General features: G+C 64.8%; 24 protein-coding genes, 2 rRNA genes and 3 pseudogenes. 16 read left to right on the top strand and 13 right to left on the bottom strand.

Features of this window, described 5'->3' with window-relative positions:
• Nucleotides 1-286: 286 nt before the first annotated feature.
• Nucleotides 287-730: an enoyl-CoA hydratase/isomerase family protein gene (locus C265_RS32870; RefSeq protein WP_231881402.1), complete on the top strand. Its 444-nt coding sequence runs from the start codon at nucleotides 287-289 to the stop codon at nucleotides 728-730.
• Between the two features lie 262 nt (nucleotides 731-992).
• On the opposite strand, the gene C265_RS15645 is transcribed toward C265_RS32870, so the two are convergent.
• A complete protein-coding gene (locus tag C265_RS15645; protein ID WP_081050336.1) occupies nucleotides 993-1,187 on the bottom strand; it encodes a hypothetical protein in 195 nt (64 codons plus the stop codon).
• 1,254 nt (nucleotides 1,188-2,441) lie between these two features.
• Here C265_RS15645 and C265_RS31445 point away from each other — a divergent pair.
• Nucleotides 2,442-2,756 (top strand): annotated as a pseudogene (locus tag C265_RS31445) (transposase); the annotation flags it as partial.
• A gap of 18 nt (nucleotides 2,757-2,774) precedes the next feature.
• Here C265_RS31445 and C265_RS15640 read toward each other — a convergent pair.
• Both C265_RS15640 and C265_RS33190 read right to left on the bottom strand, forming a co-directional pair.
• Nucleotides 2,775-3,173 (bottom strand): annotated as a pseudogene (locus C265_RS15640) (aldehyde dehydrogenase family protein); the annotation flags it as partial.
• Nucleotides 3,174-3,213: 40 nt separating this feature from the next.
• Entirely contained in the window at nucleotides 3,214-3,525 is a 312-nt protein-coding gene (locus tag C265_RS33190; protein ID WP_010811780.1) for an MFS transporter, read from the bottom strand.
• Between the two features lie 15 nt (nucleotides 3,526-3,540).
• Here C265_RS33190 and C265_RS31435 point away from each other — a divergent pair, with 15 nt between their 5' ends.
• Together C265_RS31435 and C265_RS15635 are read left to right on the top strand one after the other, a co-directional pair.
• A complete protein-coding gene (locus C265_RS31435) occupies nucleotides 3,541-3,912 on the top strand; it encodes a hypothetical protein (RefSeq protein WP_010811779.1) in 372 nt (123 codons plus the stop codon).
• Between the two features lie 241 nt (nucleotides 3,913-4,153).
• Nucleotides 4,154-4,597, top strand: a complete 444-nt coding sequence (locus C265_RS15635; RefSeq protein WP_011615230.1) for a GNAT family N-acetyltransferase — start codon at nucleotides 4,154-4,156, stop codon at nucleotides 4,595-4,597.
• A gap of 267 nt (nucleotides 4,598-4,864) precedes the next feature.
• Here C265_RS15635 and C265_RS15630 read toward each other — a convergent pair whose 3' ends face one another.
• Nucleotides 4,865-5,860, bottom strand: coding sequence for a 2-hydroxyacid dehydrogenase (locus C265_RS15630; protein WP_010811777.1), 996 nt, complete (start codon nucleotides 5,858-5,860; stop codon nucleotides 4,865-4,867).
• Between the two features lie 52 nt (nucleotides 5,861-5,912).
• Entirely contained in the window at nucleotides 5,913-7,163 is a 1,251-nt protein-coding gene (locus C265_RS15625) for a TrkA C-terminal domain-containing protein (protein WP_010811776.1), read from the bottom strand.
• Here C265_RS15625 and C265_RS15620 point away from each other — a divergent pair.
• From C265_RS15620 to C265_RS32865, 3 genes and pseudogenes are all read left to right on the top strand, one after another.
• Nucleotides 7,125-7,613 (top strand): annotated as a pseudogene (locus C265_RS15620) (hydrolase); the annotation flags it as partial. The gene C265_RS15625 and the pseudogene C265_RS15620 overlap by 39 nt on opposite strands.
• Before the next feature lie 105 nt (nucleotides 7,614-7,718).
• Nucleotides 7,719-8,177, top strand: coding sequence for a DoxX family protein (locus tag C265_RS31430; RefSeq protein WP_010811774.1), 459 nt, complete (start codon nucleotides 7,719-7,721; stop codon nucleotides 8,175-8,177).
• Nucleotides 8,104-8,274, top strand: a complete 171-nt coding sequence (locus tag C265_RS32865) for a transporter (protein WP_246840223.1) — start codon at nucleotides 8,104-8,106, stop codon at nucleotides 8,272-8,274. Before C265_RS31430 ends, C265_RS32865 begins: the two co-directional genes overlap by 74 nt.
• Before the next feature lie 64 nt (nucleotides 8,275-8,338).
• Here C265_RS32865 and C265_RS15610 read toward each other — a convergent pair whose 3' ends face one another.
• A complete protein-coding gene (locus tag C265_RS15610) occupies nucleotides 8,339-8,902 on the bottom strand; it encodes an NADPH-dependent FMN reductase (RefSeq protein WP_010811772.1) in 564 nt (187 codons plus the stop codon).
• 117 nt (nucleotides 8,903-9,019) lie between these two features.
• Between C265_RS15610 and C265_RS32860 the strand changes: the two genes are divergently transcribed.
• On the top strand, nucleotides 9,020-9,844 hold the full coding sequence (locus C265_RS32860) for a hypothetical protein (protein ID WP_231881401.1): 825 nt from the start codon (nucleotides 9,020-9,022) through the stop codon (nucleotides 9,842-9,844).
• Nucleotides 9,845-10,066: 222 nt separating this feature from the next.
• Here C265_RS32860 and C265_RS15600 read toward each other — a convergent pair whose 3' ends face one another.
• Nucleotides 10,067-11,053 (bottom strand): tripartite tricarboxylate transporter substrate binding protein, encoded by a 987-nt coding sequence (locus tag C265_RS15600; protein WP_037024407.1) that lies wholly within the window; start codon nucleotides 11,051-11,053, stop codon nucleotides 10,067-10,069.
• Between the two features lie 392 nt (nucleotides 11,054-11,445).
• On the opposite strand from C265_RS15600, the gene C265_RS15595 reads away from it, so the two are divergent.
• From C265_RS15595 to tolA, 3 genes are all read left to right on the top strand, one after another.
• Nucleotides 11,446-11,814 (top strand): VOC family protein, encoded by a 369-nt coding sequence (locus C265_RS15595; RefSeq protein WP_010811769.1) that lies wholly within the window; start codon nucleotides 11,446-11,448, stop codon nucleotides 11,812-11,814.
• A 158-nt stretch (nucleotides 11,815-11,972) separates the two neighbouring features.
• Nucleotides 11,973-12,497 (top strand): hypothetical protein, encoded by a 525-nt coding sequence (locus tag C265_RS15590; protein WP_010811768.1) that lies wholly within the window; start codon nucleotides 11,973-11,975, stop codon nucleotides 12,495-12,497.
• 41 nt (nucleotides 12,498-12,538) lie between these two features.
• The gene (gene tolA, locus C265_RS15585; protein ID WP_010811767.1) at nucleotides 12,539-13,291 is read left to right on the top strand and encodes a cell envelope integrity protein TolA; all 753 of its coding nucleotides are present in this window, start codon (nucleotides 12,539-12,541) and stop codon (nucleotides 13,289-13,291) included.
• 30 nt (nucleotides 13,292-13,321) lie between these two features.
• Here tolA and C265_RS15580 read toward each other — a convergent pair whose 3' ends face one another.
• Entirely contained in the window at nucleotides 13,322-18,844 is a 5,523-nt protein-coding gene (locus C265_RS15580) for an AAA domain-containing protein (RefSeq protein WP_010811766.1), read from the bottom strand.
• A complete protein-coding gene (locus C265_RS15575; RefSeq protein WP_010811765.1) occupies nucleotides 18,841-20,046 on the bottom strand; it encodes a M48 family metalloprotease in 1,206 nt (401 codons plus the stop codon). Before C265_RS15575 ends, C265_RS15580 begins: the two co-directional genes overlap by 4 nt.
• 361 nt (nucleotides 20,047-20,407) lie before the next feature.
• On the opposite strand from C265_RS15575, the gene C265_RS15570 reads away from it, so the two are divergent.
• Nucleotides 20,408-20,791, top strand: a complete 384-nt coding sequence (locus C265_RS15570; RefSeq protein ID WP_010811764.1) for a hypothetical protein — start codon at nucleotides 20,408-20,410, stop codon at nucleotides 20,789-20,791.
• A gap of 117 nt (nucleotides 20,792-20,908) precedes the next feature.
• Here C265_RS15570 and C265_RS15565 read toward each other — a convergent pair whose 3' ends face one another.
• Complete coding sequence (locus C265_RS15565; protein WP_010811763.1) at nucleotides 20,909-22,018, bottom strand: alkene reductase; 1,110 nt, start codon at nucleotides 22,016-22,018, stop codon at nucleotides 20,909-20,911.
• Between the two features lie 23 nt (nucleotides 22,019-22,041).
• Nucleotides 22,042-22,671 carry a TetR/AcrR family transcriptional regulator gene (locus tag C265_RS15560; protein ID WP_010811762.1) on the bottom strand — a complete coding sequence of 210 codons (630 nt, stop codon included), beginning with the start codon at nucleotides 22,669-22,671 and terminating at the stop codon, nucleotides 22,042-22,044.
• Between the two features lie 200 nt (nucleotides 22,672-22,871).
• Between C265_RS15560 and C265_RS15555 the strand changes: the two genes are divergently transcribed.
• The 4 genes from C265_RS15555 to C265_RS15540 all read left to right on the top strand — a co-directional run bounded on the left by C265_RS15555 (nucleotide 22,872) and on the right by C265_RS15540 (nucleotide 24,554).
• Complete coding sequence (locus C265_RS15555) at nucleotides 22,872-23,324, top strand: Ohr family peroxiredoxin (protein ID WP_010811761.1); 453 nt, start codon at nucleotides 22,872-22,874, stop codon at nucleotides 23,322-23,324.
• A gap of 86 nt (nucleotides 23,325-23,410) precedes the next feature.
• Nucleotides 23,411-23,647: a hypothetical protein gene (locus C265_RS15550; RefSeq protein ID WP_011615217.1), complete on the top strand. Its 237-nt coding sequence runs from the start codon at nucleotides 23,411-23,413 to the stop codon at nucleotides 23,645-23,647.
• Nucleotides 23,648-23,820: 173 nt separating this feature from the next.
• Nucleotides 23,821-24,279: a MarR family winged helix-turn-helix transcriptional regulator gene (locus C265_RS15545; protein ID WP_010811759.1), complete on the top strand. Its 459-nt coding sequence runs from the start codon at nucleotides 23,821-23,823 to the stop codon at nucleotides 24,277-24,279.
• A 23-nt stretch (nucleotides 24,280-24,302) separates the two neighbouring features.
• Complete coding sequence (locus C265_RS15540; protein WP_010811758.1) at nucleotides 24,303-24,554, top strand: hypothetical protein; 252 nt, start codon at nucleotides 24,303-24,305, stop codon at nucleotides 24,552-24,554.
• A gap of 73 nt (nucleotides 24,555-24,627) precedes the next feature.
• Here the strand turns inward: C265_RS15540 and rrf are convergent.
• Both rrf and C265_RS15530 read right to left on the bottom strand, forming a co-directional pair.
• Nucleotides 24,628-24,740 (bottom strand): 5S ribosomal RNA (rrf, locus tag C265_RS15535).
• A gap of 113 nt (nucleotides 24,741-24,853) precedes the next feature.
• Nucleotides 24,854-24,975, bottom strand: a 23S ribosomal RNA gene (locus C265_RS15530); the annotation flags it as partial.

Raw genomic sequence — 24,975 nt, 5'->3', positions numbered from 1 at the left:
TATCGAAGTGCGGAGGTCCGCCATCGTATTCTGCGATGGCGCCATCACTAATGATTGCTCTACAACGTTTCCTGTCATGCGCTGCGCCGCAGCAAGTGTTGCGGATCGCTATTTCCGCCAATGTCGAGACCTTGACGCTTTACCTCATTCCCTATCGCGGTAGGAATGTTCATTACTGCGCCGGCGGCGACCTGGGCCAGATGGCCCGGCGCGAAGGCTTTTCCGCAGGCACGCCCGAAGACGTGCAGTTGCGATATCGCGATACCGTACAGCGGTGCCGCTGGCCTTGCAGCAAGCCGACATCCCCACCTACTGCGACATCCGTTTCGCCAGCCCGCATGCCACCTTCTGCGTAACGTTCGCCCAATTCGGGATCGTCTCCGGCGATGGCGGCTCATGGGGCCTGCCGAAATTGCTCGGCCTGTCCAAGGCGATGGAGATGACCTTCACCGCCGCGCCAATCGACGCCAGCGAGGCGCTACGGATCGGCCTGGTTTCCGCAGTTGCCGAGGGCGACAACCTGATGCGGGATGCAAATGCACTCGCCCACGCCATCGCCGACATCCTGCCGATGCGATCCGCATGGTCAAGCGCCTGCTGCGCGATGGCCGGGCATATCGATCTGCGCGTGCATATGGACATGGCGGCCGCATTCCAGGCCATTGCCCACGCATCGCCGGAGCACCTGTCGGCAGTCGAAAGGGTGCTACGGCGGTTACGACGCGTTTGAGTCCGGGTCGTCGCCGTCCGGAAAATCAAGCGACTCGTCAGCCCTCTCAAGCCAAGCCGTGTCGAGCGACAGCCGATGTATTCCCGTTCTTGGCGTCCAATCGCCCGCGGCGAAGTTCCCCGAGTGGCTATTGTAGGCGGGCAGTGGCAACCGCTGGAAGTGGTCGGGCGTCAGCCTAATGATCCTGAGCGCGACAACTACTGAAAGGCCATGCACCTGCTGGGACTTGGCGCAAATATCCTGGAGAAGAGGCCCATGACCGCTAAGCCAAGTTGTGAGGTGGATTCTCCGCGCGCACCTGTATGAACAGATGGCGTAGCAGATCAATGGCATGTTGCACCAGTTGCACAACCAGATCGGCAATGCTCATGTCCATACTTATGGCTTGGGTGGTCGCAAAGATTACGACCCCTAGCACAGCAAGCACCGTCAAGCCGAACTTCAGATCGTCATTCACAGTGGCCTTCTCCCGCCTCTTCACCGAATTCAGGTCCATAACCGACAGGGGCGCTACACAATGGCGCACCGTTGAACAATTGGACCCATCTCACTTCCTTGTGAGCGTGGCAGAGGTGGGATGCGCCGTTCCGTGCGGCATCCCTCGCATGTGCAACTGAGCTTGATGGGACAGGAATCAGACCGTGCACCCCAAGACCGGTTCTTCCGGGGCCATGGCCTCGCCGCCAGAATCCAGAGCGACAGTGGCGCGGTCCGAAATGACGGAAACCAATTGCTACAGTAGTTCGAGACCCAAGTCGGTGAGCGGGATGGGACAAAAGTGCGCCGAACGTCACCATGGCGTTAGGGCGATCCATCCCGACATATACGCCGACGACGCATCTTGTCGAAACGTCGAGGGCTATGCTTAGCCATGGCCGGCCAATTGGGCGTCGGCTCGCATCATCAACCAGGATCAGATCGGCCAGCGTGTGATCAATCTGCACAATATCCATCGGACAGCGCGCCACAAGATGACCTGGTGGAATCTCAGAGCCCGGCTGCGTTGCGAGCCGAAGGGCGTCCTCTTTCCGATGGGCGGCCCATCGTCGCGAAATGGTAGATCTGCTTGGCGGACTAACACTTGCCCCTGCGCATCGCTTCCGAATTTCGACGTCGAGCTCGAAGAGCGGATGAGCGAGATGAGGCTGTCGCGGCAGCCAATCGGTCAGGACCTCATTCACGATTTCCTCGATGGTCGCTGGTAGACGCGGCTTTCCCACTTTTGGGCCTCGGTCATAAGGTATCAATGCGCTCGCCACAGGATCCGCGAGAAAGCGCCGGCGCAAGTGATAAACCGTGGCCCAATGGATTCCAAGCAATTTGCCAGCAGTCTCAGCTTGCTTAAGCGTGAGGGGAGCCGTCCCAAGCGGACGCAACACCCTCGCAATCGCCAGCTCGCGCTTCGTTGCAATCCTCATCGCCATGCTCAAGGCCGTGGTCTTACATACGCGGACAGATTTCCTTTATCGTCGCTGCCGTCTGTAGCTTTGCGAGCGGCGTCTGCACGATTGGTTGCCAGACTGGCCTGATCGTTGTGTCTGGCTCCGCTTTTGGTGTGCTTGTTGGTATCCGTGCTTCTCGCCTGGTGGTCCTACCGACAGTACCAAGGGCTGGGTCTTCCTGAAAGCGAAAGTGCGTCACATCACTAGGGCAACCGATGGATCCGTCAGAAATTTTGTGTTTAGGCATAACATGTCACCAAGGAGCATGTATGCCACTAAAAACCACGACCAGTCAGGCTGCCAACCGTGAACCGCCGCCCCATTCCCGAGGACCTGATTGCCCATTTCGTAAATGGGTCCGATGCCTGCCGAGGCGGTTCAAGACGCCTCGATGGCATTCAAAAAGGCCCTGATTGAGCGCGCCCTGGGCGGAGTAGACTGTCCTGACCGAGGACGGTCCACTGCGGGTCGATATCCCACGCCACCGTGTCAAGATGCGTGAGGACGGCGTGGTACGTAACAAGGCCGTCAACCTGGCCTTGGGCGTGCTGCCGGATGGCACGCGCGACATCCTGGGCCTGTGGGATATTCATGCGGCCAGGCATCGCCGATGCGTACAGCGCGCCTTCGGGTTGCATCGGCATTGCCGTCGCCATGAGCAGCTGCTCGTAGGTAGCGTGCAGCTCCCATTCTGCCTTCGCCGCCGTCGAGCCACACTCGCGGACGTTCCATCCGTTGATCTCGTCGGCCCGCGCCTTCAATAGGCGCGCGGCTTCGCGGAGGATTTCAGCGCGTTTATCGAAGCTTGTGGACGCCCATCCTGGCTGCGCACGCTGCGCGGCATTAGCTGCCCGGTCGATATCATCCGCAAGGCCGATTCCGATCGTCGCCAGGATCTTCCCCGTCGACGGCTCGACGACGTCCGCAACGCTGCCAGTGCCAGGCACCCAACCGTTCGAGAAGATCCGCCCTTCCCATGCGCATGAATTGCTATTGGTCATTAATGTCTCCGCAAATACTGTAGGAATATCGCCAGCGTCATCAATCGGCAGAGCCGGCCAGAACCCGCACGACGCCTGACTCCCTCTTGCCGTGATCCGAGATTAGGAAGACCGCGATCGCGGCCACCACGCCGGGGATGGCAAACACCATGAAGTTGAACGTGTTAGGAAACTGCTGGCTCAGGAGGTAGCCACCCAGTGCGGGCCCTGACACTGCGCCGAGCCGCCCGGCTGCTGCGGCCCAACCGACTCCGGTCGATTGCGCGGGATATAACTGGGCTGCGAAGGCATGTACGATTGGGGTTGCCCAGCCCCCGATTTCGGAATATATTTTTCTCCACAAAGACCCCATCGGGGAGACTCCCCTATGAGCGTATACGTCGCACGTGATCGAGCAAGCGCGCTTGAGCACATCAGTTCGCGCGTAGATAGTACTGTCGATCTAGACTATGAAACCGCGTGGGAAGACGCGCTCGAACTCGGACGACTTGGGCAACAGCGCGGCATCGTCGTACAGTTCCGAACCATCGAACATGTCTGTGTGGAGTCTGCAGATGCGCTAGCCAGAGGGCTCCGCGGAGAAAAACTCACATTCCGACAGCGACACCTCTACTGCCGGTTCGACATGACGGCATTATCCGAGGACTGTCTGTGCGAACTCGAGGCACTCGCTATCAAGCACGGCGACTACATCCTGCCTGGTCACTTGCTGCAAGAAGCCACGCTCATCTGGAACTAGCCAGTTCATGCTGTCCCAACAGCGATACGTTGGGCGGCATCTCGCATGTCGGGCCACCGGCTGACGCAGGCAAGGGACTTCGCGCTCGCATGCCATCGCAAAAGAACTCCGCTGAAGAGCAAGAATGTTGTCTTCCCGGCATGCCGGCCAGACTGCTTCCGGGAGATAGCAAATCTACTTAAGAAGAATCCCTACGGGCGGAAGCATCCCGGCAAAAGTAGGATGACGGGACGAACTTTGCATGAAGGAATATGTCATGCGTCCCCGCTATGCGACTGAGAAGGATTGGCCTGAGGTTGAGGCCCTCCTGCGTGCTTCCTCACTTTGCGTCGAGGGGGTACGCGAACATATCACCCATTTCATCATGGTCCGCGACAATGCCGGGCTCCTCGGATGTGCCGGCGTGGAGCGCTATGGGGAAACAGGACTTCTTCGAGGACTGGCTGTTGCGCAGCGCGCAAGGTCTGCAGGTCTCGGCGAGCTTCTGCTTTCCGCAATCGTGGCAGACGTCCGGCTGCAAGGGGTCGCATCAATAGTGTTGCAGACCAAGACCGCATCCGGCTATTTCGCGCGCCTCGGCTTCGCGCCAATCAACCTTTCTGACCTGCCGCCTGCCGTAATGCGCTCGCAGGAACTCAACCGTCCCCCAGCCGATGTCGGGACGCTGATGCAAATTGCCTTGTAGTAGCTCGCTCGCAAGTTCATTCGCCGGAGCGGGCAGCCAGGCGCATTGCGGAACCACGGAGGACGGCTCGCAACGTTGAAGTCGATGCAAGAATTTCCACCACGCCAGGGTCATCGCGGCTTTGGCTTCCTTGACCTTGCTGCCCTATTCCCTTCGAGCGGCTTGAATTTCCCGAAGTCTTCTTCATGCGCCCTGCTCCCGACCGTGGGCTTTTCGGGGAGCGGTTTAAGCCATTAGCGCGGCACGATTTGAGGCCAACAGCCGTGTTCAACCGGCACCGACTTCGTTCGTGAGCGGCTTGCCGCTTTCGAACTCCGTCACGCTGCGCAAGGTTGTTTCGCAAATGGTCGTCACGGCCTCGCGCGTGAGGAAGGCTTGGTGCCCGGTCACGATCACGTTAGGAAACGTGATTAGCTGCTGCAGCACGGAGTCGTCGACGATGATGCCGGACAGGTCGCGGAAGAACAGGCCCGCCTCCTGCTCGTACACGTCGATCGCCAGCCCGCCGAGTTGCCCGCTCCGGAGCGCTTCGATGACTGCTTCCGTGTCGATCAGCCCGCCGCGGCTAGTGTTGATGAGCAAGGCCCCCGGCTTGGCGCGCGACAGCGTTTCGGCATTGATGATGTGATGGGTCTCGGGCGTGAGCGGGCAATGCAGCGAGATGCAGTCCGCGCTTGCGCCGATTTCTCCCTCGTCCGCGTAGCGTCCACCAAGGGCCTCGAATTCCGGGGACGGGTACTTGTCGTAGCCGATCACGTTGCAACCGAACCCGACCATGATTTTCGCAAACACGCGCCCGATCTTGCCGGTGCCGATCACGGCCACGGTCTTGCCGCACAGGTCGAAGCCCATCAGGCCTTCGAGCGAGAAATTGAAGTCCCGCGTGCGATTGTAGGCCCGGTGGATCTTGCGGTTGACCGCCATCAGCAGGGCCGCCGCGTGCTCGGCGACCGCGTTGGGCGAGTAGTCGACAACGCGCACCACCTTGATCCCGAGCGCCTGCGCGGCTTTCAGGTCGACGTTGTTGAACCCCGTGCAGCGCAGCGCGACCAGCTTGGTGCCGCCGCGTCCGAGCGCTTCCAGCACGGTCGCATCGGCCCGGTCATTGACGAAGATGCACACTGCGCCGTGGCCCGCGGCGAGGCCCACCGTCTCATTGTCCAAGGGAACTTCGAAGTACTTGAGCTGATGGCCTTCGGCCGCATTCGCGGCATCGAGATGTTGACGATCGTAGGACTTTGCGCTGAAGACGGCGATTTCCATGATGTGTCTCCGCGGCGAATCGCATGGCGCGCTTCGCCCAGGTTGCCCTGCACTATCCGCCAGCCAGTGTGGCGGCGACCTGTACGAACAGGATTTTCACGATGGTCATTGACGGGAAGATCATCGAGTAGCCGAGGTCGGGCCGGTCGGTGGGCGCGACGCGGTTGGCAAAGGCAAGGATGGCGGGATTGCCGGTGGCGCCGCAGATCACGCCCACCGCCAGGTCGAACGGCAGCCTGAAGACCCAGAGGCAGAAAATCGCAGTAATCAGCAGCAGGGCGAGCAGGATCACCACGCCATAGATCAGGAAGGACACCCCGGTTACGCCGATGGTGGCGAAGAACTTCGGCCCGGATGCAATGCCCACCTGTGCCAGGAAGATGGTCAGCCCGAAGTTGCGCAGGACCAGGTTGGCCGACAGCGGCATGGTCCAGACGAACGGTCCGAGACGGCGCACCCGGCCGAGCATGAGGGCGACCAGCAGCAGCGCCGCCAGCCCCAGCGCCAGCGTGCCGACGCCCGGAATCGGCACCGGGATCAGCCCCACCAGCAGCCCGAGGGCCGCGCCGATGCCGATCGAGATAAAGCTCAGCTCGGCGGTGCCCTTGATGGAGTCGCCGAACAGCGCGCGAATCGGCTTCATGTGGGCGCGATTGACCAGCAGGCCGACGCGGTCACCGAACTCGAGGGTGAGGTCATCGCGGGGCATCAGGTCCGCATCACCGCGCCGCACATGGGCGATCGAGCAGACCATGCCTTCGGGAAAGCGGATATCGCGCAGCGTGTGCCCGACCACGAGCCGGCTAGAGGCGAACACGCGCATATAGTCCAGGTCTTCGCGATGGCTTGTCATGCGGCCCGGCTGCAGTTCCCCGCACAGCGAAGTGGCTTCACGCAGCATGGCCGGGTCAGTGGCGGTCGCGAGCAGCACGTCGTTGGCCTGCAGGACCAGGTCGTCGGCGGAGGGGTGGTTGTGGTGGGCGCGACGCACGGCGGCAATCGCCACCCCGTCCGGTAGGCGCGCTACCACCTCCGACAGCCGCGCGCCGATAAACGCCGGGTTCGTCAGCGCAATCTCGGCGGTCTCGATCAGCTTTGGCGGCGGCCGCACGATATTCGGCTTGAGCAGCGCGGTGAGCGCATACAGAAACAGGATCGGCCCTGCCACGCCGACTGGGTATGCGACGCTGTAGCCCACCGCGGCGCCGTCGCTCTTCATCGCCGCCATCGCGGCCTGCAGGCTTGCCGTGCTGGTGCCCGCGCCTCGCGTGCCGCCGTGGCGTACAAACTGCCGATCGTGCATTCCACCGTCAATGTGAAGACCGGCCTGAACAAGCCGCCGATCCCGCAGTTGCAGAAGGTGCTGGGCGACTTCCCCACCTACGACCGCACCACCATCAACTCCTGGGAAGACGTTGAGTTCCGCGAAGCGGTGAAGGCAACGGGCCGCAAGAAGCTGATCATGACCGCGCTGTGGACGGAAGCCTGCCTTACCTTCCCGGCGCTGGACGCGCTCAAGGAAGGCTATGAAGTCTATGTTGTGGCCGATGCAGTGGGCGGAACTTCCGTGGCCGCGCACGAGGCTGCGCTGCGTCGCATCGAACAGGCCGGCGGCAAGATGATCAGCGTGCCGCAGCTGTTCTGTGAACTACAGCGCGACTGGTCGCGCAGCGAGACCGTGCCGGCGTTCATGGATCTCTTTATCCAGACCGGCGGCACCGCGGGCATCCAGTTCTCCTACGATCGCACCTGACGTGCAGGCGGGCCGGCATGCCGGCCCGTTCCATCATGCGCCTCGCGCTGCGCGGGGCGCCATCCCTCTTCCTTCTCACCCAACACCGTTCAGACGGGAGCCGGCATGGCCGACTACTATCTCGTTTCGCGCCGCTTGTTCATTGCCTTCATGTTCGTGCTGAGCGGCGCAAACAAGCTGATCTTCTTCAGCCACGGCCTGGACGAAGTGCGCTCGCGCAACTTGCCGTTCCCGCGCCTGGTGCTGTCGCTGACCATCCTCGTGCAGCTGACATGTGGCCTGGCCATCGTAGCCGGCTACCAGACCGGGATTGCCGCCCTCCTGCTGGCGGCCTTCACGCTGGCGACTGCAGTGGTCCTCTATGACTTCTGGAACCAGAAAGGCGCACAGCGCATGCTTTTGTTCACGGGATTTCTCGAGCACATCAGCATCATCGGGGTTGCGGGCAGGTGTGGCGAGCTACATGCTGACGCAGCTCGGCGAGGACCGCATCGACGGCATCCGCCAGGCGGATTCGCGCGAGCGCGTGTTCGGCGCGGGGCCCGGACTGCTGGTGCAAGGTGATGGCTGGCAGGTCTTGCTGAACGCATACAAGGAATGGGGCGCAAGAAATCGCCCGGAAGGGAGCAAGATCGTCCTGCGGGTGCTGGCGCCACTTTGAGTTTGGGGCCGCACGCGAAGCGCGAATCATGGCGCGCGGCAAGGATGCACCGGCCCGATTATGCTCAGCCCGCGCGCGGGCCCTCCACGAACGCGGCGAAGCCGGCAACGAACTCCCTGAGCCGCGCACGCATGCCGGCATCGGTGAGTTCGCCCTGCGCGTCGAATACCTGGCCGGCGCGCGCAACCAGCAGCCGGTTGCCGGTATAGTGCCGCGTGCCCAGCGTCTTGAGCACCGGCAGCCAGTCGTTCTGTGCCAGCACCGTGCCGAAGCCCCCGGCCGAGGCGCCGAGCACCGCAACCGGGCGATTGCCGAAGACCACGGGAATATCCCCGGCCGGCCGCGAGAGCCAGTCGATAGCGTTCTTGAAGACCCCGGGGATGCCATTGTTGTATTCAGGCGTGGCCAGAATCAGGCCATCGCTCGCCATGACCTGTTCGCGCAACGCCACCACGGCGGCAGGCAAGCCCTCACGCGCCTCCAGATCCGCATCGTAAAGCGGAATGCCATGCAGGGTGGCGATATCAAGCCGGACCTGCGTGCCCGCCTCAGCCTGCGCCGCCCGCAGCAGTGCGGTGTTGTACGACTGTGCCCGCAGGCTGCCGGAAATTCCCAGGATCTGGATCATTTGTCACACCTCTTTTCATGAAGATGAAGGATACAGTTTTGCTCATTATCCAGCATGATAGAGCCTTGCCGGCGCGGAATGACTCCACCGCGCCTACACACTTGAACTCCCACTCGAATGCTGAAACGAACCGTGATGAAGATACGAGCGGCCCCAGTCTGGCGTTCGCTTGCCGCGGCCTGGCTCGCCGCAGGCGGTCTGCTCGGGACCGCGTCGCACCGCGTGCACGCCGGACAGATATGCGATGCGCCCTATGTCCATGACGGCGGACGGATCCGCTTCGAAGCGGACGGATTGACGCCGATGACAACCATTGCCTTCTTCCGCAACGTCAACGACTTCGAGCGCGACCTTTGCTCGTTCGATCTGGACATCTATTCCAGGTCCGCCCTCCGGCGCTTGATGGGGCCGCCCGTCGAGACCGTGCAGCGTCACCGGCTCGTGATTGACGAACGCTCGGGACAGCCAGTCGTGCGCAGCCTCAATGCACGCGTTCAGGCCCACGGCCAGTACACCGAGCTGGTCGGGGAAATGAGTACCAACTCGAACGGACTGCTGCTGTATCCGCCGGCGCTGACAGAGGGCCAGGTACTCCCGGCGGAAACGTTTGCGTCCCGCTACGACTTTCGTATTGTGGATCGCCGCACCGGCACCACGGTCTCTGATTTCGTTGGTTCCAATGTTCGCCTGACCTTGTCTGAGCGGACGGTGGGTCCGCTGCAGCGCCTGAAGCTTGCCACCGGCACCCTCCTCTGCTGGCCGATCCGATATACCAAGTTCGTGGATCCTGGCCGCTTTCGGCTGGTCGATACGGATATCGAACTGGAGCCGACGGTGCTCGACATGACCGACTGGTATTGTCCCGCCCGGCGATTCGTCATGCGCCAGGAAGTTCGCTACAAAAATCAGCACCAGGTTGTCGATGTGGTGGAAATTGAATAGGGCAGCCGCTGAAGGGTTTCGCCATTGGAACACCTGCATTGCATAGCGCCAATCTGTGGCGGGAAAAAGCGCCCGATCAACGGGCGCAAACGGAGACGACCACGGAGGTAAAGCAGGCCCGGCTCCAGAAAGAATGTCGCAGCAAACGGCAGCGGGGATAGCAAGGCGGGCCGACATGCCGTCCGGCCCGATGGACACGCCGACTGTCTCGCCCCCCGTCACTCAATCGACCTGTGCTCCCGAGTCCTTGACGACCTTCGCCCATTTCACCAGATCGTCCTTGATCAGAACGCGGAACTGCTCTGGCGTATTGGATGCGGCCTCTGCTCCTTGCGCGGCCAGCTTGTCCTGCACGTCCTTGCTATTCAGGACTTTGGTGGCCTCCGCATGAAGCTGGGCAAGAATTTCCTTTGGCGTACCGGCTGGCGCAAGCAACCCATACCAGGAGACCGCGCTGTACCCGGGAATGGCCTCCCCTATCGCCGGCACCTCGGGAATCAGTCTTGACCGTTTCTCTGTGGCCACGCCAAGTACGCGGAGTTGCCCCGTTTTCACGAACGGCATCACGCCTGGCAAGCTGCCGAACGTTATGGGAACCTGGCCGGCAACCACGTCAGTAGCCGCTGCCGCTGCGCTCTTGTACGGAACGTGAGTAATATCGATGCCAGCCTTTGCCTTCAGCATTTCCCCGAGCAGATGATTCAGCGTGCCATTGCCCGCGGAGGCATAGTCCAGTTTTCCTGGCTTCGACCTGGCCAGGCCAATCAGATCGTGGACAGACCTGGCCTGGATTGCGGGGTTCGTGACCAGCACGTACGGCGCCGTTGCCACCAGCGTAATCGGCTCGAAGTCCTTGACCGGATCAAACGGAATCTTCCGGTATAGCGACGGGTTGATGGTGAACGAACTGCCGACTGTCAGCAGTAGCGTGTAGCCGTCGCGCGGTGCCTTCGCGGCTACCTGGATGCCGATATTGCCACCGGCGCCCGGCCGGTTGTCGACGACAATGGGGTGGCCCAGCACCGCACCGAGTCTTTGCGCCACGATTCTCGCCACGGCATCGTTGGCACCACCAGGCGCTTGTGGAACGATCAGTGTCACCGGCTTCACCGGATACCCACTCGCCCAGCCTGAGCCGCTTATCATTAGCGCCGGAACCAAGCCTCCAGTACGGAGAAGACGCAATGCCTTCCCTTTGATACCTTTCAATTCATGTCTCCTTTGAAGCGGCATGCCACCAGTTGTGAAGCATAAGCAGCAAGCCGTGATTCGATGAGGATGAAAGAGGTGAAGGGTGTCGTAAAGCAATAAATGGCGAGCGTGCCATCGCGTTTGGTGATGGCCGAATGGTGGCTACGGGGCGGATGGTTGGAAGTGAAGCCATGCAGGATGCATCTGACCCGGCCGGACTTTCAGGCGCTAACGCCACGCCTGAAGGGATGCGCCAGCCAAGCCTGGCCTGCAAGGCAAGGTTGCCGTCATTGCCCGCGCTGGCTACGCTGCAAGCGTGGCGCACGCCAGCTTCTGCGTGACGGCCGGCTGGCCGTCCCCGGCCGGCTTGCTCGCCGTTCCTTGCACATATCCTTCCCGGAGATTGCGGCATGGCCATCCAGCTCAACCACACCATCGTCTTTTCTCACGACAAGAAGGTCTCCGCCGACTTCCTCTGCGAGATCCTCGGACGTCCCCCGGCCGAGCCGTTCGGGCCGTTTCTCGGCGTGCGGCTGGACAATGACGTGACCCTGGACTTCATGGACGCGGAGGGCGATGTTGCCCTGCAGCACTATGCCTTCCTGGTCAGCGACGCCGAATTCGATCAGGGCTTTGCCCGCGTCCGCGCGCGCAACCTGACCTACTGGGCGGACCCGTACCGCCGCCGCCCAGGCGAGGTCAACACCGACGATGGCGGCCGTCGGATCTACTTCGAGGATCCGAGCAAGCACTTTCTGGAGATCTTTACGAAGGGCTAGTGTCCTGTCATGAGCCTTTGACGAGACACTGGCGCCCTGCCACGCCAGCTCGATGCTTTGCAGCGTTGACTGCGCTTGGTTGATGCGGTTGCACCCCATAGAATGAAGTTGCGCCTTGGAAAGCGGCTCTGGTTTCTGCCGCATCAAAGGAGGATGTCATGGAACTTCATATGCAATCGCATCGCTACACGCACCGGTGGCCGGACTGGCGTGCGGCGGCGCTGGCGGGCCTCGTCGCCGGGGTGGTATTCCTGGTGCTCGACTTGCTGGCGGCCATGCTGATGGGGGCCAGCGTCTGGAAGCCGCTGACCATGATCGCGGCCATCATGCTGGGCCCTGATGTGCTGGCGCAAGCTGCCACCTTCCAGATGAGCGTGCTGGTAGCGGCCGTGGTGGTCCACTTCGTGCTCTCTGTCGTGTTCGCGGTGATCCTGGCAGCGATCATGGCGCCGTTCCGTTTCGATTCGAGCGTCGGCATGGCCTCGGTGGTGGGGGCGCTGTTCGGCCTGGTCCTGTACCTGGTCAATTTTCACGGCATGACTGCCGTCTTCCCATGGTTTGCCGAAGCGCGAGGCTGGGTGACCGCCATTGCCCACATCGTGTTCGGCCTGGTCGCGGCTGACTCGTATCTGAAACTGGAGCGGCACGTGGATGCGTCCGCCGGCGGAACTGGCGGTACCTAGGAGAGCAAGCGCAAAACGAGCAGCGGCAAGGCGCGCGATCCATGCAGACCGTCGCCTATCCCTATCAGCCAGTGCCTGAACGGGGCACCCTGAGGTGCTTCCTGCTGGCCTTGTTCATGCACCTGCTGCTGGGTGCCCTGCTCTACTATGGCGTGCGCTGGCGCAGCGCGGCGCCGGAGGGTATCGCGGCCGAACTGTGGGAGGCGATCCCGGAAGCCGCAACGCCAGCGCCTGCAATCACGCCGGCGCCAAGCCCGAAGCCGGTCGAAGAGGAAGACGCCGACATCTCGCTGCAGGAAAAGCAGCGCAAGGCCGAGCAGGCCGCGCGCGACCAGGCACAAGCACGGCAGCGCGAGAACCAGGCCCGTGCCGAAGCGGCCCGCAAGGAGGCGCAGCGCAAGGCGACGGAAGCGCAGCGCCAGGCCGACAATGCCCAGCGCCAGGGCGAACTGGCGCGATTGCGGTCGCAGGCGGGCAATTCGGGAACACGGGTCGGCTCCGGCTCCGGCACCAAGCCTTCGTCCGGTTATGCCGAGCGGGTCCGGCAGCGGGTCAAGCCGAACATCATTTTCAATGAAGACGTCAGCGGCAATCCGGCGGCGGTGGTGGCCGTGGGCATGGCGCCGGATGGCTCGGTGCTGTCGACGCGGCTCGCCAAGTCAAGCGGCAATGCGGCCTGGGACAACGCCGTGCTGCGCGCGGTGCAGCGATCCGACCCGCTGCCGCGCGACGAAAACGGCGTTGCACCGTCCAATATCCTCATTACTTTCTGGCCCAAGGACGAAGGCGGCTAGTAGTGCCGCCTCCTGTGCCCTGTCCAGGCGCTACGCCTCTATGTAGCCCTTGCGCAGTTTCTCCGACACCAGCTTGTCCGCCTCGCGCCGTGCCCGCTCGGCGCTGTCGAAGGTCTTCACGCTGGTCTGCCCTGTGCTGCCGATGCGGCCGTAGGTGACGGAGAGCTCCGCCCCGCGTACGCTGACACGCCAGAACTTGCGCGATGTGCCCTGTTCGAAGCGCAGGCTCCGAACCAGTTCCGCTTGCGCAGCCGATGCCGTCGCCGCGTCCGTCCGGGCCTCGCCCGTTGACGCCGGATCCTGCGCCGCGGCCGGCTTCGCCAACGGCACCGGCATCTCGACCTCCACGTCCAGCGCGCGATCCTCGCCATCGGCCAGCATGGCCTCGATGCGGGCCAGCACCGCGTCCCGATCGTCGAGCCAGTCCTTGCCGGGGATGTCCAGCACCCGCCAGCCGAAGCCGCGCAGGACGCCGGGGCGGAACACATAGCGCTCGGCGGTGTCCGTCACCGGCTCGGACGGCGCATCGAGCAGGATCGCCAGCGCGTAGCCTTGTCCCGACGGATCGGCGATGGCCAGGTCGCAGCGGAACTGCGAGCGGCCGACGTTGGCGTGCACCTGGTGGCCGCGCGCACGCAGCGCCTCGGCCAGTGCGTCGCGGACGCTGTCCGGCGTGGCCTCGCGCGTGAAGGCGTCGCGCGCGCCGGGGTTCAGCGCGCCGAGCACCGACTGGGCGCGTTCGAACTGCCCGCGCGCGCTGGCCTGCGCGAACTGCAGGAACGCACGCAGCGCGGCCGCGCCATCGTTGTGCACGTTGGTGATCGCCTCGGCCTGGATCGTCGACACCACCGCCATCCGATGGCGCGCGCGGCTGAAGATCACGTTCAGCCGCTTCTCGCCGCCGCGCTGGTTGATCGGGCCGAAGTTCATCAGCATCTTGCCGTCCGGCCCCGGCGCGTAGCAGATGCTCAGGATGATCACGTCGCGCTCGTCGCCTTGCACGTTCTCCAGGTTCTTGACGAACAGTCCGTTGAACTGGTCGTCGTCCTCGCGCACGTACTCGCGCTCGAGGCGCATCGCGAAGTCCGCGTCCTCGGCGGCCAGCGCCTCGAGCGCGGACTCGATGGCGCCCTGCTGCGCCTCTGAAAACGCCACGATGCCCAGGCTCAGCCCGGTCTCGCGCCGCAGCAGCTCGCGCACGGTCCGGGCGATGTAGTTCGCCTCCTGCGCATTGCGGCGGTCCGTGTAGACGCCGTCGGCCAGCCGGTGGAAGCTGACCGGCCGCGCCAGCAGCGCGTCGGCGCCCGCGATGTCGGCATCTTCCTGGTCCGAGCGCAGCGCAGGCGCCTCGTCCTCGGCCTGCTCCAGCAAACGGTCGGGAATGGTGACCAGGCGCCCGTCGTAGAACGCCGCGTTGGAAAAGCTGATCAGCGACTCGTGACGGCTGCGGTAGTGCCACGCCAGCAGCGTGGCGGGCAGGTTGCGCGCGGCCTGGTTCAGCAGGCTGTCCGAATCGAGATTGATCGCGATGCGCTCGCCCTCCTCTTCCACGACGATCTCGTCGTCGCCCTCGGCACCGCCGGCCGTGAAGAAACTTGTCGGCGGCAGCTGCATCTCGTCGCCGACCACCACCACCTGGCGTGCACGGCTCAGCGCCGGCACGGCTTCCTCGGTGGGAATCTGGCTGGCCTCGTCGAAGATCACCACGTCGAACAGATCAGGCGACAGCGGCAGCGTGTCGGACACCGACAACGGACTCATCAGCCAGATCGGCTTCAGGTCGTTGATGACGAGGCCGGTCTCGTCGTCGCAGAGATCGCGGATCGAACGGTGGCGCATGCTCTTGCCGAACTCGTGCTCCAGTTCGCGGCGACCCGTGGCGTATTGTTTCTTGAACGCCTTGCCGTCGGCATCCAGCATCGTGGCCGACAGCGAGGACACGCGCACGTGCTCGGCAAACTGCCGGTGCCGCGTGGCGCGAACCACTTGCGCGTTCAGCGCGAGCAGTTCACGCTGCCCTTGCGCCACGGCGCGCGCAGCCTGCGCCAGCGCCGCGCCGCCAAAGCGCGCCAGCACCGGGTTCTCGCGCGTGAGACGGCGCAGTGCCTCATCGGCGACCAGCGCCTCGAGCTGCACCGGTGCGTGATCGAGCCACTGCAGCGTGGCGGCACAGGCGGGGTCGCCCGCATGCACCGCGCGCAACAGCGGCAACAGGTCTGGCAGGTCGTCCAGCGCCTCGCGCAGGTCGCGCAGCAGTTCGGCGATGTCGCCGAGGCGCGCATCGGCGGCCAGCGCCAGCCCGTCGCGTACACGCTGCGCGAGCTTCTCCAGCGACTCGCGCGCACCGGCCTCGGCGCGCGCCGCCGCGACCGGGTCGACAGCCTGGCGCAAGTGCGCGACCAGTTCGCGCGGGCCTGCGCCCGACTGCAGGCGCCGCTCGAGTTCGCCGAGCGCGCGCAGGAAAGCCCGCATCTCGCCGACCCCGTAGCGGCGGCGGCTGTCGGCATCGGCCGCCGCCAGCGCGGCGCTCGCGGCGTGCTCAGCGGCCAGCGCTTCCAGCACCTTGCCGTAGCCCGGATGGACGGCGTGCTTGCCGAAGTCATAGCGGCGCTTCAGTTCGCCGCGCAGCCGCCACCATGCGGGCTGCAGCCAGCGCGCGAACGACGGCTCCAGCCGCCGCGCGAGCGCCAGCGCCGATTCGGTATCGCCGGGGCTCAGCTTGTCCTGCCAGTTAGACGTTGCGGCTTGCGCGTCGGCGAGTGCCTGTGCGCGCGACTCCAGCTCCGCGCGGATCTCGCGCAGCGCGGCTTGCGCCGGCGAGGCCGCATCGAGCAGGTCCAGATGCGCGGCCAGGCCCGTGTCGAGCAGCCACTGGCTGTCGGCGGCGATTGCGCGTGCCTGCTCCAGCGCGGTGTCCTGGCCGGTCAGGCTGGCGGTACTGTCGAGCAGCGGGTCGAGCGCATCGAACAGCGCCTCGGCGTCATGGCACAGCTGCTCGGCGCGGCCATAGGCGCGCTCGTCGGCCAGCAGTTGCGGCGACAGGCGCGCGAACGGGTGCGCGGCCAGGCTGTCGACACCGAAGCGCTCGCGCATCGCGCGGTGCACGCGGTGCGCGAGATCGCGCTGACGGTCCCAGGCGGCCAGCGCCGGCAGGCGCTCGCGCAGCGCAGGCCCTGCCTCGGGCACAGCGGGCAACGCGGCCACGCGGCGCAGCAACGCACGCACGCTGTCGCCGAGTGCCTCGGGCGCGCTGGCCATCGCCGACTCGAATGCGTCGATGCGCTGCTGGTATGCGGCCAGCGCCTCGACGACCTGCGTGCGGCGCGCAGCCAGCGCGTCGCCATCGTGCGGCTGCGCGATCCACTGCTCGTAGCAGGCACGCAGGTCGGCAATAAAGGCCTTCTTGTCGGTCTGCGAGTCGTGGATCAGGGAGCACAGCGAGTCCAGCCCGCTTTGCTTGAGCCGGTGGAACACCACGTCGAGCGCGGCGCGCTTCTCGCAGACGAACAGCACGCGTTTGCCGCGGCCCGCGTAGTCGGCGATCAGGTTGGTGATGGTCTGCGACTTGCCAGTGCCCGGCGGGCCCTGGATGATGAAGCTGCGCTGGCTGCGCGCGAGGCCGACCGCGGCGTTCTGCGTCGCATCGGCCGCCACCACGTTCCACTGCTCGGCCGGTGCGAGCGGCGCGGGCGCTTGCGTCTCCACATCGCGCGGATCGATCGAGAACACGCGGTCGAACGCCGGATTGGCGCCGGGCTCGTCCAGCAACTGCGCGTAGTCGCGCACCAGCGACATCTTGCGGTAGTTGAAGTTGGCGAGCGTTACCTGCGTCAGGTCCAGGTCCCAGGCATAACGGTGGCCTTCGGACTCCTCGAGCACGTAGCCCTGGCGCTCGTCGCTTTCCGCGGCGGCGGGGCCGCTCATGTGCGGCTGGCGCGGACCGGCGCCCGGTGCGGCGCCCGCCTCGAAGCGCTGCGGCAGCTCGCTCGGCCGCACCCAGTGCTCGAACAGCGCGCGTCCCAGCGGCCGGTAGTCGTCCTGCGCATAGCTGTACGGCGGCAGCCAGCCACCGGTGCGCGCGGCGGCCGGGCCCGGCTTGCGGCGCTGGAACTGCTGCATCCGCTGCAGCGCCTTCTGCCGCACCAGCCGCACCGCGGCCTTGTCGACCAGGCGCAGCTCCACTGACGGTTCCGAGCGGCGGATCTGCGCGAGGATGCCGGCATGGATCTCCTCGAGCGAGGTCTTGCCGAGATCCACCGTCTCATCCAGCCGGATGTCGTACAGCTGGCTCAGGTAGTGGCGCAGCACCGGGTTGAACTCGGCCTCGCCGCCCGCGCACTGGATCACGTACTGGTCGCGCACGCCCTTGCGTTTGACCAGCTCCACCGGCAGCCACAGCAGCGGCGTCACGATGCGCTCGTCCGGCGCCTCCTTCAGGTTGTGCCAGCGCAGGAACGCCACCACCAGGCGCAGGTTGCTGAAGCCGTACTCGGCGCGGTCGCGGCGGGTCTCGGCGATCAGGCGGTCCAGCGACGCCGGCAGGTAGGGCTGGTCGTCGAAGCGCAGCCAGCGCTGCAGCGACACCGGCTTGCCCGCCACCAGGTCGGCTGCGAACGGTCCGCCCCAGGTGCAGATATGCTCGGGCCGCACGCTTTCGATCTGCAGCATCAGCGGCACGCTGGCCACGGTGACGTTGACGCTGACCGCGGTCGGACGGAAATGCAGCAGGCGGTTGCGCCGCGACAGATCGAACAGGCGGTCGCGCAGGTGCGTGAGCACGGCGGCGCGGCGCGGCGTGGCACCGGTCGTGCCGGCCAGCGCACGCTCGACGTCCAGGCCGAGTGGCTGGTCGCGCCACGTGCGCAGCCGGGTCGCCAGCGCGGCGACATCGGTGGCGCGGTCGTGGCGGTTGATCTCGGTCATCTCGACGATCACCGCGGCGACGATCGGATGCAAGCGCTCATGCAGCAGGAACAGGTTGCGGCGATGCGCCACGAAACTGCGCAGGTCGTCCTCGTCGGCGAAGTCCAGGCCGCAGGCCAGGCTCGCCAGCACCATGCCGAGCAGGAAGATGTCGCCGATTTCGTCGTGGTGGCCGACGAGCCGTTCCCAGCTGGCCGGGCCGGGCAGGTAGACCGGGCGCGCGACGGGCGCCGTAGCGTCAAGCTGCAGCGCCAGGTCGGCCTGGTCGCGCTGTCCGTCGTCGGCATGGCCGAGCTGCAGCGCGCCGACGATGTTCAGGCCCGAGGCCGGATGCGGCTGCACGCGATGCACCGCGCCGATGTCCATGACGGGCGCCTCGCCATCGGGCCGGCGCAGGCGCAGCGCCCCATCCTCGTCCACCAGGATGCTGTCGCGATCGAGCGCGGCCACCCTGCCCTGCGCGTGCAGCGTGGCAACCTGCGCGAACAGCGGCAGCACCAGCACCAGGACGTCGTCGGTGGGCAGCGCCGCGCCCGCCTGCGCCTCGATCAGGGCGCGCAGCATGCGCGGCTCCCCGCTGCCGGTCATATCCGGAATGGTATTGGTGCCGTGGGTCGTGCTGTCAGTCATGCCCGGCCCTCCCTGGCCAGTTCGCGGTGGAGTTGGCGCTGGTAGCGGTCCAGCTCGCGCTTGCCGAAGCCGGCGTCGCGGCGCAGGTTGCCATGCAGCGCTTCCAGGCTGCCGAGCGCCTGCGCCACCTGGCCGGCGCGCAGCAGCGCCGCGTCCTGCTGGTCGGGGTCGGCGAGCGCCAGGTCCATCATCAGCGCGTTGAGGTAGCCGCGCACGCTGTCGTCGGCCACGTCCGGCCCCAACCCCTCGGGGCCGATCGCTGGTTCGTCGTCGCGCCAGTCGGGGAACATCATGCGCACTTGCGCGAGTACTGCCTCGCTCGCCAGCGGCGTGCCGGCGAGGAAGTGGGCCAGGAAGCCGCGCGTCAGCGCCTGCAGGCGGATCTGGCCCGGCAGGTCCAGCTTCTCCAGCGCCAGCGGGCCGTGCAGCCGGGTTTCGATCCATGGATCGAGATCGGCCGCGCCCTCCCACCACAGCGCCAGTGCGCGCGCCCGGATAAAGGTCTCGGGATGGCTGTGGGCGGCGCTCGCGCCCGCTTCGTGGGCCTCGATCTCGGCCGCCTGGCGCAGGTAGGCGGCCGCGTCCACGCTGCCGATCCCGGTCTGCACCTTGACCAGCGTCGACACGGCCGGCGCCACCGCACGGGCGGCCACGGCGCCGCCGCGGTCGGCGAACAGCTCGGTGTGCAGCGCGTAGCGGCGCCAGGTCTCGCGATGGCTGGCGCTGGCGCCGGGCGCGGCCAGCGCGTCGTTCAGGATGCGGTCGGCCACCAGGAACTGGCCGTCGTCGCGCGACCACAGCAGGTAGTGGGCCAGTTCGTGGCCGAACACCGCCAGCAGCTCCGGCGGCGACAGCCGATCCAACAGCGGCCCCTGCAGGATGATGTGGACCTCGCCCGGCACGTAGACCAGCGACGCGTTCATGTCATGGCCCGGCGACTGGTAAAGCGTCGCGGGGGCGTCGATGCCGAGGCGCGCCATCGCCTCGGCCAGCGCCGCGTGCACGTCGGCATGTGCGTCCGCCTCGATGCGGTAGGTGTCGCGCAGCAGCATCGAGCGCAGTGCCTCGCGGTGATCGGCGCCGGTCGCGCGGGCGCCGGCCCAGCGCCAGACCTCGGGCTCATGGCGGCGCAGGTAGTCGACCACCGTTGCGTGATAGGCAAGCGGCACCAGCGCGCCGCGATCCGGGGCGTGAGAGTCCATGCGGGACGTTCCAGGGTTGCGTGGAAGCCGATTCTACAGGGGGAGCATGGCGTTGGCGCCGTCCATCAGCGCGGGCAATGCCCGCACTGGCCTGGCGAGCATGACGTTGTCGGGAGCAGTTGGAGGCGGGGATGCCGGCGCGAGAAGCGGCTGATGGCTGAAGCTGTTGGTTTGGGTGGGCGGCTGATACGCCGCAAGTTTGTTTCTGCCCAACATTTGCTCCGCCAGCCGGGCGGAATTCGCTGATGACGGGGCTGCGACTCCATTTTTGTCGGTCCGCATCCGGTGGCACAGCTTCTGCGTATAAGCGAGAGGACGCCCGCCGCGTTCTGCCCTCCTTACCGCAAATCGGAGTACCGCCATGATCCGCCAGCTCGCCAACACGATCTTCGCCACCGCCGCGATTGCAGTCGCCTGCACTGCCGGCATTGCCCATGCCGCCGCCCGCGACAGCGCTCCTGCCGGCGACAAGTCCGGCTACACCTTCCGCGTCGACATGCGCGACGTCTATAGCGAAGCTGCGCGGGCCGGCCGCTTCGACGTCTTCATCGACGGTACTCGCGTTGAGGCTTCACCCATCAACGAGCAGTCCGTTTCCGGCCTCGACCGCAGTGGTGTGTCGGCCGACCCTGCCCGCAAATTCGACATCTACACCGACGGCGCGCTGGCCGGCATGGACCGCAGCGGGGTATCGGCAGATCCCGCGCGCAAGTTCGACGTTTATACTGATGGCGCCCTGGCATAAGCCCGCGCATAGCGAGCCTGCCTCAGGCAGGCAGCCATCGTCAAACGCGCTTACGCGCCCTTTGGAACGTATTTCTCCCGGCTCCAAAGGGCGCTTTTTTGCTGGCCGGAGCCCGCGTCAGCCCAGCTCGGGGTAGTCGACGTAGCCGTGCGCACCGTTGCCGCCGTACAGCGACGCGTCTTCAAACGGACGGTTCAGCGGCTTGTTTTCGCGGAAGCGGCGCGGCAGGTCGGGGTTGGTGATCATCTTGCGGCCGAACGAGACCATGTCGGCACTGCCACGGCGAATCGCCTCTTCGGCCATTTCCTTGGAGTAGCCGTTGTTGACCATCCATACGCCGGTGTACAGACGGTGCAGCGCTTCATAGTCGAACGGGGCGTTGTCGCGCGGGCCGCCGGTGTGGCCTTCCACGACATGGATATACACCGGATGCAGCTTCTCCAGTTCACGCACGACATGTTCGAACAGTGGCTGTGGGTTGCTCTCCAGCGCGTCGTTGACGGGCGAGACCGGCGCCAGGCGAACGCCGACCCGGTCGGCACCAATCTCCTTAACCACGGCAGCCATGACTTCGAGCAGGAAGCGCGCGCGGTTTTCGATGCTGCCGCCATACGCGTCGGTGCGATTGTTCGTGCCATCGCGCAGGAAGGCGTCAAGCAGGTAGCCGTGCGCGCCATGGACTTCGACACCGTCGAAGCCGGCCTGGACGGCATTGGCTGCAGCGGTGCGGAAGTCGTTGACAATGCCAGCGATCTCGGCCGTCTCGAGCGCGCGCGGGACCGAGCATTCGACGTAGCCTTTGCCATTGATATAGGTCTTGGCATTGGCAGCGATGGCCGACGGTGCGACCGGGGCCTGGTTGTCCGGCTGGAAGTGCGTGTGCGACATGCGGCCGGTGTGCCAGATCTGCAGGAAGATCCTGCCGCCCTTAGCGTGGACCGCGTCGGTCACCTTCTTCCAGGCAGCAATCTGCTCGGGGGTGTAGATGCCCGGCGTATTGGTGTAGCCCTGGGCAGTGGTCGAGACCTGGGTGGCTTCAGCGATGATCAGGCCTACGCTGGCGCGCTGGCTGTAGTACTCGACCACCATTTCGGTCGGCACCAGGTTGTCGTCGGCCCGGCTGCGCGTGAGCGGCGCCATGGCCATGCGGTTGGCCAGTTCGAGCTTGCCCAGCTTGATTGGCTGGAACAGCGCGTCGGCAAGGAAGGCTTCGTTCTGTACACCCATGAATCACTTACTCCGTAGTTGGTCTATGGCTTGTTGCGGCGAGAACCGCCGTTAGCGGCCGGCTGGAACAGGTGGTCAAACATCAGGTCGACGCTGCGGCGCAGCGGCTCGACAGAGCATTCGAGCTTCATGCGCAGCAAGGCGCCCTCCCAGGCATCCCACGCCAGCCCGGATAGCTCGGCAGCCGCTATGTCGGCACGGATATCGCCGTGCGCCTGGGCCTCGCAGATCATGCTGGCGAGGCGTTCGCGCCACGCCAGTTGCGCGGATTGCAGGGCGGCCCGGCAGACTTCGCTCGACAAGGCAATCTCCGCCGCGAAGTTACCTATCAGACACCCAGCCTGCAGCTTCCTCGATTCGTGGTACGCAATCATCCGGGCAAAGACATAGCGGATCGCTGCCATTGGCGCAGACGGCGCCTCATCGATCATCGCCTCCCACGACCGCTGCAGGAAACCCGCGTATTGCGCGACGATGACCGCCGCGAACGCTTCCTTGCTCTCGAAATGGTTGTAGAACGACCCCTTCGGCACGCCGGCGTGGTCGGTGATCTGCTGGATGCCGGTGGCGTTGTAGCCGTGGCGCGTAAACAGTTCGCGCCCCGCCTTCGTCAAACGGTTGGGGATGTCGGTCTTGTCTGCAGTGCGTGCCATGGCGGAATAATATGACCAGTCGTCTTAAGATGTCAAACAGCACTGCGCAAGCGTAGGCAAGGACGCATTTCCGGCCCTCTTCCGGGCACACGATATTTTTCCTTGACAAGGGAAGCCCCATGTTCCACTATGCATTCCATCGCATGCGATCTAAGCGGATGCGATTCAAATACAACTGACAACCACCAGAGATCCATTCCATGAGCAAGATCGAAAAAGTCCTCGCCACCGGCAAGACCCACACCATGCACAGCAGCGCCGGCGTTACCTCACGCGGCCACAACGGCACGCTGGACATCGCGCTGTCGCCCGGCAACAGCACCACCCCGGCGCACGTGTTCACGACCGTCCAGCCCCACCCGACCGCGGAACAATTGTTCGCGGGTGCCTGGTCGGCGTGCTACATCGCCGCGGTCGGCCTCGTGGCCAAGGAGATGAAGCTGGAACTGCCGTCCGACCTGGCCGTGGACATCGAAGTCGACCTGGGCCAGACCGGCGCGGATTACTTCCTGCAGGCACGCCTGAATCTGCGCGCGCCGGGCCTGCCGCAGGATGTCGCTACGCAACTCGCTCACGCCGCCGATGCGATCTGCCCCTACTCGAAGGCAACCCGCGGCAATATCGAGGTGGCGCTGAACGTGTTTACGTCGTAACTCCCTGACCTTTTCGTTATTTCCCATTAGTCGTATGCGATGTAATCGGATACGACTAAACATCACCTGATACAAGGATGCATACCATGACCACGCTCATCTCCATCGCCCGCTACACCGTTGTCGCCGCCGCTCTGTTGACCGCCGCCGCCGCGCAAGCCGCCGGTTCGGCGCGCGACCCTTTCACCGAGGGCGCCCGCTCGGTCACCAGCGCAGCCGATCCGTACACCGACGGCGCACGCTCGGTACACGGCACGCGCAGCCCGTACTACGACGGCGCCCGCGGCAAGGTCGACCCTTACCTCGACGGCGCACGCGCCTGAGACCGCGTAGCGCCGCGGAGGCCAGATTGTGCGCACGATTCTCTGCCGGTTCCGGGCGCCCTTCCCTCGGGCTCCAGGAACCGCCGCGGAAAGTTATCGCACCTGCGATAAAATCGCATACGATCTATAATCGACGCTTGCGATCCATCCGTCTTTGGCCAACGAGGCAGCAAATGAAACCCACCGACAAGCCCGCCGCAACCCCGATGCTCTCGGACTTCCTGTGCTTCGCGGTCTATTCCGCGAACCTTGCCTTCGGCAAGGCCTACAAACCGGTCCTTGAGCAACTGGGGCTGACCTATACGCAATACATCACCATCGTTGCGCTATGGGAGCAGGACGACCAGACCGTCGGCAGCCTGGGAGAGAAGCTGTTTCTCGAATCGAACACCCTGACGCCGATCCTGAAGAAGCTGGAGGCGATGGGCTATGTGGAGCGGCAGCGCGACCCCGAAGACGAGCGCCAGGTACGTGTGCGCCTGACCAAGGCCGGCCGCAAGCTGCGCGAGCGGCGCCTGGAATCCAGCCTCGCCGGAGCGACCGGCCTGGCCCCGGACGAATTCGCCCGGATCCAGAAGGCAGTTGCGTCGCTGCGCAACAACCTGATCCAGTCGGTGAAAGACAGCGAATGAACCAGCACACAGGATCCATAGCCATGACCAGCACAGCCGCCCAGTACAGCCCGATCAGCTGCGAGTTCCACGACCGCCTGGAAGACCTCGCCACCGTGCGCAGGCCCACGCAGATCCACTACCGCGACGCCGATGGCTTGCTCCAGCAGCGCACCGAGACCATTACCGACGTGTACAGCCTGGGCGGCGCCGAATATCTGACGCTCAAGACTGGCGAGACCCTGCGCCTGGACCAGCTCCTGGAAGTCGACGGCGAGAAGCTGGCGGACTACTGAGCCCGCAAGATTCCGAGCCGGAAAAGACAAAACCCCTCGCAGCACACGCTGTCGAGGGGTTTTGGGAATAAGAGCCTGGCGATGACCTACTTTCACACGGGAATCCGCACTATCATCGGCGCGGAGCTGTTTCACGGACCTGTTCGGGATGGGAAGGGGTGGTTCCAGCTCGCTATGGTCACCAGGCATGAGGGGTTGCAGCGCTGAGGTTGAGGTCAACGCTGCGAATAGGGATGTAGTTGGGGTTGTGCGTATCTGGCACAAGGCGATCGACTCACCAGGCAAAACACACTGGTTATAGGATCAAGCCTTACGGGCAATTAGTACTGGTTAGCTTAACGCATTACTGCGCTTCCACACCCAGCCTATCAACGTCCTGGTCTCGAACGACCCTTCAAGGCGGTCAAGCCGCCAGGGAATC

Origin of the sequence: Cupriavidus sp. GA3-3, from assembly GCF_000389805.1 — a bacterium.
In the GTDB taxonomy this organism is placed as follows: domain Bacteria; phylum Pseudomonadota; class Gammaproteobacteria; order Burkholderiales; family Burkholderiaceae; genus Cupriavidus; species Cupriavidus necator_D.
This window is presented reverse-complemented; position numbering and strand designations above follow the sequence as displayed.